We start from the raw sequence: 11,823 nt of genomic DNA, 5'->3' as shown, positions 1-11,823 counted from the left end.
ATTTACTCTTAAAAGCAAATTGTTATTTGCTCATGGTTTTATTTACCTCACCGGTATAAACCTGACGCGGACGGCCAATAGGTTCTTTATTCTCTTTCATTTCTTTCCATTGTGCAATCCATCCAGGTAAACGACCTAATGCAAATAACACAGTAAAGAACTCTGAAGGGAAACCTAATGCACGGTAAATGATACCTGAATAGAAATCTACGTTAGGATATAATTTTCTTTCGATAAAATAAGGATCTGTCAATGCTGCTTCTTCCAAGCGTTTTGCAATTGCCAATACCGGATCATTAATACCTAAACTTTCTAAGATATCGTCACAAGCCTTTTTAATGATTTTTGCTCTAGGATCAAAATTCTTGTAAACTCTGTGTCCAAAGCCCATCATACGGAAAGGATCGTTTTTATCTTTAGCTTTAGCAATCCATTTATCTGTATCTCCGCCATCTTCTTTAATACGCTCAAGCATTTCGATTACCGCCTGGTTTGCTCCACCATGTAAAGGTCCCCATAAAGCAGCGATACCTGCTGAAACAGAAGCATATAAATTACAATCTGAAGAACCTACGATACGAACCGTAGAGGTAGAACAGTTTTGTTCATGATCTGCGTGCAGGATCAAAAGCTTGTTCATCGCACTTACAATTTTAGGATTTACTTCGTAATCTTCTGTACGCTGACCAAAAGTCATCCATAAATAATTGGTTACGTAATCGTATTTATTTTTTGGATAAATAAGCGGGTGACCTAAAGATTTTTTATAAATAAAAGCTACGATAGTAGGAAGCTTAGCCAATAATTTAATGATGGTAAGGTTAAGTTCCTCATAAGTTTGGTTTTGTTTAAAGCTTTCAGGATAGAAAGTAGCTAATGAAAAAACAAGTGATCCCAATTGAGCCATAGGATGTGATTTTGACGGAAAACCATCAAAAAATTTCTTCATATCCTCATGGATCAATGTATGTTTACTGATGGTATTCTGAAAATTCTCTAATTCTTGGTCACTTGGTAATGCACCATATATTAAAAGATAAGCTACTTCAAGAAATGAAGCTTTTTCAGCCAGTTCCTCAATAGGGTATCCTCTGTATTTTAAAATCCCCTCTTCTCCATCTAAAAAGGTTATCGCACTTTTGGTAGAACCTGTATTTTTATATCCAAGATCCAGTGTGATGTGACCGGTAAGGTCTCTTAATTTTGAAATATCAATGGCTTTCTCATTCTCTGTTCCGGTTATAATCGGAAATTCATAACTTTTGCCATCTATTTTTATTTCTGCGTTAGCTGACATATATTGTTTATTTTATGTGTTATTATAATTCGTTCTTATTATTTAAGGTAATAACGCTTTATTAAGTTAATGTTATTTTGTTTTTATCTCTTCTGTTACAGCACCGCATTCAAGCATTTCATCTCCATAATAAGGGTTCTGTATTTTTTTTTCTGATGACAACCAATCTCCTCCGTCTCCATTATTAGCCATAGGACAATGCTGTACATAAATGGTACCTGCTGTTAATTCTGCATGTTTAAACATAGGAATCAATTCAATGTTTAATGCTGTAAACTGCTTGCGTTGTTCTTTTAAATCTGTAGAACTATTTATTGAAGTTGCAATCTGTGCGGCATTTTCACACCCGTTAAAGTTTGTAAGTTCTTTTGATAATACAAGTGCGGCATTTTTTGCATCTTCTGCATTACTTTTTACAAGATCGTCTTTTAATTTAAGATAAGCTGTATATATATTTTTCAGTTTTTCATCTTTAAGGGCTACGGTTGTCTGTTGAACAGTTTCTTTCTCTGTATGAGTACTGGTCTTGGTATTATTACAGGCGGTTATAAAGGCTGCTAATGCAATAACACTCATGTATTTTTTTATAGACATCATGCGGTTTTAAATTGGTGTTTCAGAGGTTAAGAAGCAAATTTTATTGCTTGTTTTTAAACCTGCTCAAAATAACATTTATATTTCTAAAATAATAGAAAAAGCCCCGATAAATTATCGGGGCCTTAATAAAATTATATTGCAATTATATTTTTCAGGTTCATTTTATAGTTTAAAACCGTATGCCAAGCGTAAGCCTACGTAACCTGCAGTTCCGTTTTTAGAATAGCCTTCGTATTTAGCAGCTAAATCAACACCACTACTCCATGCATATCCAATGGCAGGCGAAAATACAAAAGCTGTTCCCATACCATCGCTGGTACCAAAACCAGCTCCTACTTCTGCCAAACCATAAGCACCTGCGCCTGAAGGATTAAAAAAGTATTTTAAACCTGCCTTTACAGGAATAAAACCTATACTGCCTCCTCCAAATTTATCTTTTATAGAAAAATTAGTATATCCAGCAGTAATTGGAACAGAAAGTTGTTTATCTACATCTAATTGATAGCGCAAATCTCCACCTATAGCAAAGCTATAGGCATCATCTGTAGGTGCTCCAAGATTTAGACCTATACCTAATTTAGGGCCAGACTGTGCATGCGCAGTATTTGAAAAAGTAAATAATATAGCCAGGGCAGCTACTGCCACAACCATAATTTTTAGGTTTCTTTTCATAGTTTTATTATTCCGTTAATTGATTTATCAGTTTAACTTAATTGATTACTTATGATCTTATCCAAACTATATGCCATACAATATAAAAATAAACACAATTACCTAAAAAACAAACAGTTATGAAAAATAAGCTATTAAGAATGAAGTGTATGATTTTTATAAAAATGTATGTCAAAGTAAACAATCTTACTTTCTAAAGGTCTTTTTTCCAGTTTTTTAATTCGTTCAAACTAAAATGGTAATTAACGGTTACACCCAGATGTCTGCCATTAACTTCATCTCCTTCTCCGCTCTTTCTTTTAAATTTTCTCTTGTTTCTTTCTTTTTCCCAGATAGGTTTTAATTCTGAAACCAAACGGTAATAGTATTTCTCTTCATGCCCTTTAAGCACACATGGTCTGCTTAACAGAACCCAAAATAAAAAGATCGGTTCCTTTATTTTTTCTCCTATTTCAAAATATCTCAACAGATCACTTTCATTTAAGGCAATTGTTTCAGAGGGTTTAAGGTTACTTTGCGGCAGATATTTTTGTACAGCCATGAATGTACGACGCTGAACTTTTACTTCAATGTAAAAAATCACTTTGTTCTGAGAAACTACCTGTACATCGGGATAACTTTTTTCAGTAGTTTTTTCTGCTTTAAAGACTGTATTCTGATTAATGTAATCAATCAGTTTCTGTTCATAAAGAGATGAGAATTCAGCATCTTCATCAAAAAGGTAAGCATTTTTACTGATGCCCTCACATTTTGTGCGGCAGGTTTCGCAGTTAAATATAAAAGGATTATGCTGCGAAACGTTTCTCATAATATTTTAATAATTGGTTATAATGAGGTGAATTACAGCCCTGTCATTGCGGCCCCGCACATTGTAGGTGTAATTTTTACTAAAAGTTACGATTTTTATTTCAGGATGAGTATAGATCTCTCTGATAAATGCAGTTTCTTTGATAACCAGCATCCATTTAGCTTTGGTATGTTTTAAAAAGTCTGCCAAGCGTTGCTGATCTTTTTGTGTAAAAGCGTTCTGGTCGTATTCAGAAAATTCGCTGTCATAAGGTGGATCCAAAAATATAAAATCAGATTCTCTGAGTTTGGCTTCTTTTAAAAACGCTTCAAAATCGAGGTTGTGTACTTGTACCGATCTAAAAAGAGTTTCAATTTCAGGAGAGAAAAGGCGATTGGCTTTCTGTCTGAAATTTTTGCGGTTATACGCGATACCTCCATATGGTATGTTAAAATGGCCTTTGCTGTTATATCTAAACATAGAACCGTAGCAAAATTCACGTACAAAAAACCAGTTCGCAGCGGCTTTTTCATCTGTAAGCTGAATTTTTCCACCGTATTTCTGATTAAGTAAATTTCTGAAAAACAGATAAAAACCGCTTTTAATACCAGTTTCAAAATGATCTTTTAATTCATTAACCGTAAAAATTCTGCTTTCTTTTTTTACGATCCGTTTTATCCGTCTTGTTTTATCTGTTATACTGTCAGTAACATATTTTATAAAAAACTCTTTGTCAATAACAAACGTATTGGTTTTTAATGTTTTAGTTTGGTTAAATTGTAATGACACAGCAGTTAGCATCTGTTCTGAAAAAGATAGAATTTCTTTTTCAGCAAAAATACAATCAGAAAAATAAGTATGATATGTGAGCCAGAGTTCCTGTACCATAGCCGTAATTTCATCCCAGGCATTAACATATTCATAAACTGAGCTTTTAAATAGTTCATTGTTAATGTTTTTATAAAAAGAAATCAGGTCTGTACTTTTATCATTAATTAAAGCAGTTGTTTGAGGTTGCAACGCAAAAAACACTCCTCCTCCTCCAAAAAATGGCTCTATATATCTTTTAAAATCAGGAATATATTTTTCAAATAAAGCAAATTCATTGTACTTTCCTCCTGTCCATTTGATGATTGGCTTTATCTTATTCCTCATTTTGCTCTTGTAAATATGATATGTTAAAATGATTGCGAACAAGTTCTGCTACCTGTTCTTTTATATTACTGCTGTTTGTATTGATCCAATTGATCTTAACTCCGTCTTTTTCCATTTTTCTAAAAAATGTCATCTGTCTTTTAGCAAACTGGCAAATGGCTGTACCTAATCGTTCTCTCAATTGCTCAAAGCTAAGAGCTCCATCCAAATAAGCAACAACAAATTTATATTCAAGTCCGTAAAAAACAAGCATTTCTTTACTTACACCTACATTGATTAAATTCTGTACTTCTTCTATCAGACCATGATGTAAGCGATGCTCTAAACGATCTAAAATTCTTTTTCTGCGGGCTTCTACCTCTGAATACAATCCTACTACTAAACAATTAAGTTCGGGTCTTTTGATAAAATCGACTTTGTGGTATTTCAAATAGTCTGCTATTTCTATGGCTCTTAATAAACGCTTTTCGGAACTGAAATCGGCATGTTTATAGAGTTCTTCAGGATAAGTTTTAAGGTACTTTTGAAGTTCTTCTTTATTTAATGAAATTAACTGCTCTCTTAATTGATAATTTACGGGTATTGCGGTATAATCATGATTTTGTAATAAACTATGGATGTACATTCCTGTTCCCCCACACAAGATTGGTAGCTTATGCTTGTCTGTTATTTGATGGAGTGCCTTGTAAAAGTCTTCTTTAAACAGGTTTACATTATAGGTTTGTCCGGCATCTATGATATCAATTAAATGATAAGGTATTTTAACACCGTTGATCTCATATTCATTGATATCTTTTCCGGTTCCAACATCCATACCTCTGTAGATCTGCCTACTATCTGCACTGATAATCTCACCTTTTAATTGCCATGCAATTTGTGCAGCAAGAGCAGTTTTACCAGAAGCTGTTGGTCCTAAAATGATGAGCAAATTAGCCATTATATAAAATATACTTGATATTACCTGTATTAAAAACTCTTACAAAATCATTTTGTAAAAGCTGTGCTTTCAATTCTTCTTCTTTATTTATATTTAAAAATTTAGCAGTAATACTTTTGGGTAATTTATCTTCAAGATAACGTTTTCCGGTACTTAAATCTACAAGCATATAAAGCGGTGGAGTGTATAGCATCTTGTTAAAACCCAATTTTTCATAGCCATTTCCTACAGACCAGTCTCTGTCAGCATAAGTCATGATATCATTTACCTTAGCTTCTTCTAAAAAATATCTGATCAGTTTGCTTAAACCTCCTGTAACAGTATAACCTTCTTGTGTAGCAAAACGTACTAATTCTGATGAATAATAATTTTCGCCTCTGCTTTTCATTAATTTTTCAGCTCCAAAACAGGCTACAGAAATCAATATATCTTTGTAATAAAGGCCATAATTATAGGCGGTTTTTACATAACCCTGCAAATGGTTTTCTTCTAAAAAGCTTTTAACAGAATTTGTCTCTTTAACTTCTTTTATTTGTACAGAACGAGCATATATAATCTTATTCAGGCTTAAAAAGGAATAAATCCTGCTTAAAACCTGAGTACGTTTATTACTCCATACGTCTTCCCATAAATGAATTAAAGTTTTTTGTTCTTTATGGTATCTGGTTTGTAATTCAATCAGTTGTTCTGCATTTATATGTGCATTCAGGCTAACGAAATTAATGAACAGCTTATCGTTAAAACCAATTACATTAAAAGAAGTTTCTGTTGCTGTTTCTATCGTAGAACAACAGGCTTCAATTTCTGCAATAAATTCTTCTATCCACAAATGGTGTACATCCATTCTTTATCAACTGGGTTTTAAACAACAAGGGTCAAAATTGGTAAAATTTTACAACTATTTACCGAACTAAATAAATTAACCTTAAAGGGCATCTCTGCATAAAATAAGTGTTTTCTGCTTCTAAAGGTTTATATTGGCAGACGTTAATAAATTTAACTCTATGAAACTTACCGTATGGGGTGCAGCGCAGCAGGTTACAGGCAGCATGCATTTACTGCAAACCCAAAACTATACTATTTTAATCGATTGCGGCTTAGATTACGAAAAAGGCACTTTCCAAGATGAGAACTTAAATTTTCCTTTTAATCCTGAAGATATCGATGTAGTTATTTTAACCCATGCACACATTGATCATTCAGGCAATCTGCCTACTTTAATAAGGATGGGCTATAAAGGACAGATTTTATGTACGGCTCCTACAGCAGAGCTTGCAGAAATTTTAATGCTCGATTCTGTAAATCTTTTTCTCAACAAACAAAATAAAAAGCACAAATGGCAAAAGCATAAATCAACTCCAAAACCACTTTACCTGCAAAAGCATGTTATAGATACCACTGAGCGATTTGTTACGCTTAATTTCAATAAGCCATTTAAAATAAATGCGCATATTGAGCTTACATTTATACCTGTAGGTCACTTACTCGGAGCTGCTGCCGTTTCCTTAAAAATAACTGAAGACGGAGTTGAAAAGAAAATAGCTTTTACAGGCGATATCGGTCGTAAGAACTACCCGGTTCTAAATGACCCACAACCTTTACCACAGGTTGATTACCTCATATGCGAAGCTACTTATGGTGGTAGGTTACATAGCGCAAATGATACTTTAGATCATAAATTAACCGAAGTTATTAAAGAAACCTGCATCAAAAATCCAGGCCGGTTAATTATTCCGGCATTTAGTATAGGCAGAACCCAGTCTTTAATTTTTAAACTTAACCAGATTTTTAGCAAAGGCTTGCTTCCCCGAGTTAAGGTTTTTGTAGATAGTCCTTTAGCTCATTTGGCAACCGATATTTACAGAAAATATGCCGATATGACCAGTGAAGAAGCCAGAGCATTTTATAAAGAAAACGGAGATAATTACGATTTTGAGAATCTTACTTTTTTATATACACAAAAGGAAAGCCTTTCTGCAATTAATTACCTTGATCCCTGTATCATTATTTCTTCTGCAGGCATGTTAGAGGGGGGCCGTATTCAGGATCACCTTTATTATAATATACAAAACTATTACTGTACTATTCTTTTTATAGGCTACTGTGCCAAAGGTACCTTAGGCGACAGGTTATTAAGAGGTGACCCTATTGTTCGTTTACGTGGCAGAGATTTAATGGTGTATGCAGGCATACAAAAAACGGATCTATTGAGCGGCCATGCTGATCATGATGGCTTGATGGAGGTGATCAGAAATCAGAAATCTCTAAAAAGATTGTTCTTTGTTCATGGTGATTTGAGTAGCATAAATGCGCTTGAAAAAAGTGCAACTGATGAAGGTTATACCGTAAGCATTCCTAAACGGGGAGAATGTTTTGAGCTGTAATTAAAAGTAACAGAAATTGATACGCCGCTCTCTTAGGGTTGAGAAGTACCAGCTTACCGAGATTTCATGCGTAGAGCCGCTATAGCCATTCAGGCGGCTCGTGCTGTAATCATATGAATAGCCCAATCTTAATTTTTCTCCCAAAAACATTTCGGCCATGCCTATTAAACCGTTACTGTTCTTTATTTCTGTATTTAGGTTAGGTTTGTTGTAAAGTTTTATACCTGTACGGTAACCGCCTCCAATCCATAATTTCTTATTTAACAAGATAAAGGCATTAATATCCAATACTGTAGGCCCACCTACATCATCTTTTATTAAAAACAAAGGTTTCAATTCTATCTGATCTTCTACAATAGGTGTAACAAAACCTCCGGTAAAATAAAAATGTGGTTTAGGCACAGGATAATTGAAGTTTGGTGCTTTTTTATCCAAAAAATATTTACCTACAAGATTTGTTGCCGACAAACCCAGATACCATTTCTCTGCTGATAAAAAGACCCCTGTTTTAACATCTGGTCCAATTTCTCTTATGGTTCCGTTAGGGATATAATTATCTCCCGGATCAGTGCCTTCTAACATTTCGCCAAACAAACCAGATTGTTGAAGACCTATTCCCAGGCCTAAAGCCAGGGTTGTAGTTTCATCATAACCTATTAATTTTCTATAGGCATAATTAGCATATACAGACAAATTACTTTGTGCCCCAAGTTTATCATTGGTTATTTGAAGTGCCAGACCTACTTTACCATCATCAGCCACAGCATCTACAGCAAAGGCCATGGTTCTTGGCCCTCCATTAATTCCTACCCATTGTGCTCTATAATTCGCATTTAAATTGAAGCGTTCTTTATACCCCGCATAAGCCGGATTGATATAAATGGAATTAAAAACATACTGACTGTATTGCGCATCTTGTTGCCCTGATACCTTAAGGCCAAGACAGCAAAAAATCATCAATATGTATATTTTTAAACGCATTCTTTTAATCTCTCAATAACATGATATAACCAGTAACACTTTGTTTTGTACCATTTTCAAGGCTATAAGTAAGCACATAATAATAAGTACCTTCGCTTAGCCCTCTTCCATCCCAATCATTCTTATATCCTTTGCTCCTGTAAACTTCGTTGCCCCACCTGTTAAAAATAGATAATGTATTTTCCTTATAAAGCTCTATGCCCACTATTTTTAGAACATCATTTTTACCATCGCCATTTGGTGTAATTACATTAGGTACCTTAAGCACTACTGAATTCTTAATTGCGGTAGAACTGTTGTTTAAAAGATTAAGATCGGGTTCGCTACCTGTTACACTGGCTGTGTTAGAAATTAAACCTAAACTTTCTGTTCTTACCTTAAGTGTAACTATCTCCTTATTACCGGCATTTAAAACTCCTATTTTCCAGGTTAATGTTCTTGTCTTATCGTCGTATTCTATACGTCTATCCTGCAAATCAGGTATATAAGTTACCTGATTAGGAATAACGTCTGTTGCAACTACATCATGGGCAATAAACAAACTATTGTTTTTTACCTCAAGTTTATATTCGAATTCTGTACCTACTGTAATCGGTGTAAGATCTGCTATTTTCAACATAGACAGGTCTATTGTGATGTAAGGATCCAATGGTGGAGATTTTACACACTCGGCACAGCCAGGCTCAGCATCAGGGTTAGGATTAGGATCTGGTGTAGGACTAGTCACTTTAGCCATATTTACAATACGTTGAGTATGATCTGGTGGGGTTTGCAGAACCGCTTCAATTGCGATAGAAGATCCATTTGGTAATAAAGGAATGGTTTCATCTAGATTTCCATTTCCAGAAATACGGGCCAATTGAGGATTACCTGAAAGAACGACAATCTTCCAGCTTTTTATAGTTGTACCTGGAGGTGGTACATCTACTATCCTTACATTTCTTGCATCTCCTGGACCATAATTGGTAACTTTTATCAGATAGATCACATCTTCACCAGGAGTATAAAGTTGCTGAGAGGTATTTTTAAGTGATTTGGAGAAAACCAAATCTGCTTCCGGTTCTGTAGGAATACCAGGTGTAGTACAGGCTCCGCAAGTAGGGTCTGGGTCAGTGGTTGGCGAACTCACATCAACAGTATTTTTCAAAACTCCTGTATAATTTAATGGAACTCTCAAAACCACTGTATAAGTTACTTCTGCTCCATCTGGCAAAAGTGGTATGACTTCATCCAAAGTTATGCTGCCATTATCTCTAGGTAGATTTACAGAGCCTTGTACTACAGCCCACCATCTTTCTAATATAGTCTGAGCAGGAACTCTCTCTATAACATGAACTTGTTCTGCATCACTTGGGCCATTATTCTTAATTTTAATTGTATAGGTTACGGTTTCTCCCGGAACATAAAATCTTTGATCGGTACTTTTTACAGTTACAATATCCGCACTCGCAATTATGGTAATTTTAATTATATTACTTATTGAAAGCGTACAACTTCCTGAACGTACTATCCTTCTAAAATAGGTTGTTTGTTTTAGTTTACCTGGTTGGTAATCCTTAGCTGTTGCTCCTGGTATATCTACAAAGCTACCATTATCTCCTGTTAAAGATTGCTGCCACTGGTAAACAAAAGAATTGCTTTCTCCTGTTGGTAAGGAACCTGTTAATTTTGAAGGTACTTCATGTGCGTAAACTGTCTGGTTATCTGAAATTATATTATTACTTATTGGTAAAGGCTCATTAATTACCACTACTTTATTCGATAATAAACACCCTTTAGCATCTCTTACACTCCAGTTATATGTTCCTGCTCTTACATTAGTAAATACTCCTGTGATATTGCTCTGAGAACCTAATGTATATTGGTAATTGCCATTACCTCCATTTGCTACCAAAGTAATCGTAGAAGTACCGCCATTACAATTAATAACAGTATGGCTTTCAGTTGCTGTTATAATTGTAGGCTCAGCGATGGTTATACTACCTGTTGCAGGTGCACAGTTCTTGCCATCGGTAACGCTCCAGCTATATGTACCAGCAGGGATGTTATTAAAGATACCTGTGGTATTGGTCTGAGTACCTAAGGTATACTGATAATTACCATTACCTCCCTGGGCAGTTAAAGTCACCGTTGAACTACCGCCATTACAATCAATAACCGTATGATTTTCGGTTGCTGTAATTTTTGCAGGCTGACTAATTGTTACATTGCCTGTTGCAGGTGCACAGCTCTTGCCATCGGTTACACTCCAAGTATATGTACCAGCTGCGATGTTATTAAAGATACCGGTAGAATTAGTCTGAGCACCTAAAGTATATTGGTAGCTGCCATTCCCTCCCTGAGCAATTAAAGTCACCGTTGAACTACCACCATTACAATCAATAGCCGTATGATTTTCGGTTGCTGTAATTTTTGCAGGCTGACTAATTGTTACATTGCCTGTTGCAGGTGCACAGCTCTTGCCATCGGTTACGCTCCAAGTATATGTACCAGCAGGGATGTTATTAAAAATACCGGTAGAATTAGTCTGAGTACCTAAGGTATACTGATAATTACCATTACCTCCCTGAGCAGTCAATGTTACTATTGAGTTACCTCCGTTGCAGTCAATAACCGTATGGCTTTCTATTGCTGTAATTTTTGCAGGCTGACTAATTGTTACACTGCCCGTTGCAGGTGCACAGCTCTTGCCATCGGTTACGCTCCAATTGTAAGTACCAGCTGCGATGTTATTGAAAACACCCGTAGAATTAGTCTGAGCACCTAAAGTATAGCTGTAATTTCCATTACCACCATTTGCAGTTAAAGTTACCGTTGAACTTCCGCCATTACAGTCGATCACCGTATGGTTTTCAGTTGCAGTGATCAGTACAGGCTCAGTAACTGTTACGCTGCCCGTTGCAGGTGCACAGCTCTTGCCATCCGTTACGCTCCAAGTATATGTTCCAGCAGGGATGTTATTGAAAACGCCCGTAGAGTTGGTTACGCCATTGAAAGTATAACTGTAACTGCC

The 11,823-nt window shown here is 35.4% G+C and carries 10 protein-coding genes; 1 reads left to right on the top strand and 9 read right to left on the bottom strand.

Annotated features, from left to right (window positions below; all coding sequences use genetic code 11):
* Nucleotides 1-22: 22 nt before the first annotated feature.
* The 7 genes from MMF97_RS10775 to MMF97_RS10745 all read right to left on the bottom strand — a co-directional run bounded on the left by MMF97_RS10775 (nucleotide 23) and on the right by MMF97_RS10745 (nucleotide 6,289).
* Nucleotides 23-1,297: a citrate synthase gene (locus MMF97_RS10775; RefSeq protein ID WP_243362295.1), complete on the bottom strand. Its 1,275-nt coding sequence runs from the start codon at nucleotides 1,295-1,297 to the stop codon at nucleotides 23-25.
* Between the two features lie 72 nt (nucleotides 1,298-1,369).
* A complete protein-coding gene (locus MMF97_RS10770) occupies nucleotides 1,370-1,894 on the bottom strand; it encodes a DUF3347 domain-containing protein (protein ID WP_243362294.1) in 525 nt (174 codons plus the stop codon).
* Between the two features lie 162 nt (nucleotides 1,895-2,056).
* A complete protein-coding gene (locus MMF97_RS10765; RefSeq protein WP_243362293.1) occupies nucleotides 2,057-2,566 on the bottom strand; it encodes a hypothetical protein in 510 nt (169 codons plus the stop codon).
* A 193-nt stretch (nucleotides 2,567-2,759) separates the two neighbouring features.
* Nucleotides 2,760-3,374 carry a hypothetical protein gene (locus tag MMF97_RS10760; RefSeq protein WP_243362292.1) on the bottom strand — a complete coding sequence of 205 codons (615 nt, stop codon included), beginning with the start codon at nucleotides 3,372-3,374 and terminating at the stop codon, nucleotides 2,760-2,762.
* A gap of 6 nt (nucleotides 3,375-3,380) precedes the next feature.
* The gene (locus MMF97_RS10755; protein ID WP_243362291.1) at nucleotides 3,381-4,508 is read right to left on the bottom strand and encodes a DNA adenine methylase; all 1,128 of its coding nucleotides are present in this window, start codon (nucleotides 4,506-4,508) and stop codon (nucleotides 3,381-3,383) included.
* On the bottom strand, nucleotides 4,498-5,445 hold the full coding sequence (gene miaA / locus MMF97_RS10750; RefSeq protein ID WP_243362289.1) for a tRNA (adenosine(37)-N6)-dimethylallyltransferase MiaA: 948 nt from the start codon (nucleotides 5,443-5,445) through the stop codon (nucleotides 4,498-4,500). The genes MMF97_RS10755 and miaA overlap by 11 nt, the downstream gene beginning before the upstream one ends.
* Entirely contained in the window at nucleotides 5,438-6,289 is an 852-nt protein-coding gene (locus MMF97_RS10745) for a hypothetical protein (RefSeq protein ID WP_243362287.1), read from the bottom strand. The genes miaA and MMF97_RS10745 overlap by 8 nt, the downstream gene beginning before the upstream one ends.
* A 160-nt stretch (nucleotides 6,290-6,449) precedes the next feature.
* On the opposite strand from MMF97_RS10745, the gene MMF97_RS10740 reads away from it, so the two are divergent.
* Entirely contained in the window at nucleotides 6,450-7,829 is a 1,380-nt protein-coding gene (locus MMF97_RS10740; protein WP_243362285.1) for an MBL fold metallo-hydrolase, read from the top strand.
* Here the strand turns inward: MMF97_RS10740 and MMF97_RS10735 are convergent, their stop codons facing one another.
* Together MMF97_RS10735 and MMF97_RS10730 are read right to left on the bottom strand one after the other, a co-directional pair.
* Nucleotides 7,830-8,810, bottom strand: coding sequence for a PorP/SprF family type IX secretion system membrane protein (locus MMF97_RS10735; protein WP_243362283.1), 981 nt, complete (start codon nucleotides 8,808-8,810; stop codon nucleotides 7,830-7,832). It abuts the gene before it with no gap.
* A 4-nt stretch (nucleotides 8,811-8,814) separates the two neighbouring features.
* Nucleotides 8,815-11,823: T9SS type B sorting domain-containing protein (locus tag MMF97_RS10730; protein WP_243362281.1), on the bottom strand; the 3,009-nt coding region annotated here is incomplete at its 5' end.

This window comes from Pedobacter montanisoli, assembly GCF_022809115.1.
Taxonomy (GTDB): Bacteria; Bacteroidota; Bacteroidia; order Sphingobacteriales; family Sphingobacteriaceae; genus Pedobacter; species Pedobacter montanisoli.
This window is presented reverse-complemented; position numbering and strand designations above follow the sequence as displayed.

Coding starts and splice junctions, on each gene's coding strand:
- MMF97_RS10770 (WP_243362294.1), bottom strand. CDS start 1,894: ATGATGTCTATAAAAAAATACATGAGTGTTATTGCATTAGCAGCCTTT.
- MMF97_RS10775 (WP_243362295.1), bottom strand. CDS start 1,297: ATGTCAGCTAACGCAGAAATAAAAATAGATGGCAAAAGTTATGAATTT.
- MMF97_RS10740 (WP_243362285.1), top strand. CDS start 6,450: ATGAAACTTACCGTATGGGGTGCAGCGCAGCAGGTTACAGGCAGCATG.
- miaA (WP_243362289.1), bottom strand. CDS start 5,445: ATGGCTAATTTGCTCATCATTTTAGGACCAACAGCTTCTGGTAAAACT.
- MMF97_RS10745 (WP_243362287.1), bottom strand. CDS start 6,289: ATGGATGTACACCATTTGTGGATAGAAGAATTTATTGCAGAAATTGAA.
- MMF97_RS10765 (WP_243362293.1), bottom strand. CDS start 2,566: ATGAAAAGAAACCTAAAAATTATGGTTGTGGCAGTAGCTGCCCTGGCT.
- MMF97_RS10760 (WP_243362292.1), bottom strand. CDS start 3,374: ATGAGAAACGTTTCGCAGCATAATCCTTTTATATTTAACTGCGAAACC.
- MMF97_RS10755 (WP_243362291.1), bottom strand. CDS start 4,508: ATGAGGAATAAGATAAAGCCAATCATCAAATGGACAGGAGGAAAGTAC.
- MMF97_RS10735 (WP_243362283.1), bottom strand. CDS start 8,810: ATGCGTTTAAAAATATACATATTGATGATTTTTTGCTGTCTTGGCCTT.